The following is a 1905-nucleotide window of genomic DNA, read 5'->3' on the forward strand; positions in this document are numbered from 1 at the left end:
ACTAACGGCGGCGGCTGCCCTCGTGAAAGAAGGCCGCGTGCTCGCCGAACAAGCCCCCACACCAATGACCCAGGCACTGATCTCCTACGCCGACGGCATCCTGGCCCTCTATCGCGGGGAGCTTGCGCTCGCATCTTCCTGCCTCCAACACACTGTCGAGGTACTCAGCTCGAACAAACAGGGACATCTCTACGTAATTGCTACAGTCCTGCTCGGTTGGGTGCACCAACTGGCCGGTGATCAGAAGCAAGCGATCGACTGTCACCAGCAAGTACTTTCCATCACCGAAGCATGCGGCGAATCGTTCCTCCGGTCGGTGGCTTTGCAGGGCATCGGTTTAGCCGCCTGGCAGCACGGCGAGCGGTCCCGGGCGATGACGCTGTTCGAGGATTCACTACGAGTCAACCGGCGCGTGCGCAGCCCCGTTCTCGCCGCGGCGAGCCTCGATGCGCTGGCCTGGACCGTCGGCGCCGGCGGCGACGCCGAGCGCGCGGCCACACTGATGGGAGCCGCGCAGGAACTAGACCAGTCCGTGGGCAACATTGCTAGCCTCGCCCCACTGATGCCCCAGCACCACGACGAATCTGTGCGGCTCATACGCACCGCCCTCGGCGCACGCAGGTTCGACGCGGGCTTCCGGCGCGGCCGAGCGCTGGGAATGGACGAAGCCGTAGCCTACGCACTCGGCGAACACACCACCCACACCACACCCGCCTCGGGCCCCGGCGTAGTTCTGACCAAGCGTGAGCGCCAGATCGCAGACCTCGTCGCCCAAGGCCTCAGCAACAAGCAGATCGCCGCCAAACTGGTGATCTCCCAACGCACCGCCGAAGGCCACGTTGAGCACATCCTCACCAAGCTCGGATTCACGTCCCGCGCGCAGATCGCAGCCTGGGTCGCAGAAGATTCCGAACGACAGAATCGTTGACCTGCGGTCGAGACCGGCAACGACCGGATCGCGTGGCGGATACCGGCCTTTCTCGCCAGGCCCTACACCCGCGTTCCGCAGAATTCGCGGGCCTGGAGCTGCGGATTATGCCTCTGACCTGTATGGACATGGGTGAACGCGCCGAGGGGTCGTGTGTCTAGGTGCGGGTGTTCTTCACTGTGGGTGTGAGTTCGATGATCGGCTTGGGGGCCGGGACGCGTGGGCGGGCGAGCAGGTCGGTTTGGGTCTTGGTCAGTGTGGTGAGGCGGCGGAAGGTGCCGGTAGGACCGGCGAAGGTGCCCACGTGCAGGCGTTGGAGTTCCCGGCGCATGCCCGGCCATGTTGTGCCGGTGCGGGTTTCGGTGATCCTGATCAGCAGCAGTGCCAGCCGGCAGAGGATGACGTGGGCGCGGATGCGTTCCTCGAGCCGGTGATAGACCGGCCGCAGGTCGAGCACGGATTTCATGTCCCGCCAGCCGCGTTCGACCTCCAGCAACTGCTTGTAACCGACCGCGATGTCTTCGGCTGAGAGCTTCGGATCGCTGCAGCGCAGCAGGTATTTCCCGGCGAAGTTGGCTTCCGCCTTCATCTTCGCCGCGTCAACGCACAGTTTCCCGCCTGCGGTGACCCGCAGGAACCGGTTCGGCCCGGGCTTGGTGTTGAGCTTGCCGCGCAGCTCACCGCGTTTGAACTCCGACAACTCGTCGGTGCCGGCGATCAGCTCTTCCAACTGGGCGACCAGGTGTTCGCGTGTGGCCTGGTCGCGGTCGGCCGCTTCGGGGTTGTGGCAGATCACGAACCGTTCCGATTCGCTGACCTTCACTTCCTTGACCCGCATGTTCTCGGCGACTTCGAGGTAGCGGCCTTGCCGGGACATCGCGGTCTTCACCTCTTGGGACCCGGAGACGCATCTTTTCCCCGATGGTTGACCGCGCTCGCCAAAGTCGGTGAGCGCAGTCAGCACTCACGATTACATC

Annotated in this window: 1 protein-coding gene and 1 pseudogene; one reads left to right on the top strand and one right to left on the bottom strand. The window is 64.5% G+C overall.

Annotated features, from left to right (window positions below):
* A partial coding sequence (locus NV1_RS41570; protein WP_218027381.1) for a LuxR family transcriptional regulator occupies positions 1 to 928 on the top strand: 928 nt, incomplete at its 5' end.
* A gap of 157 nt (positions 929 to 1085) precedes the next feature.
* Here NV1_RS41570 and NV1_RS41575 read toward each other — a convergent pair.
* Positions 1086 to 1847: pseudogene (locus NV1_RS41575) on the bottom strand (IS1634 family transposase); the annotation flags it as partial.
* Between the last annotated feature and the right edge of the window lie 58 nt (positions 1848 to 1905).

Source organism: Nocardia vaccinii NBRC 15922 (assembly GCF_001613305.1).
GTDB lineage: Bacteria > Actinomycetota > Actinomycetes > Mycobacteriales > Mycobacteriaceae > Nocardia > Nocardia vaccinii.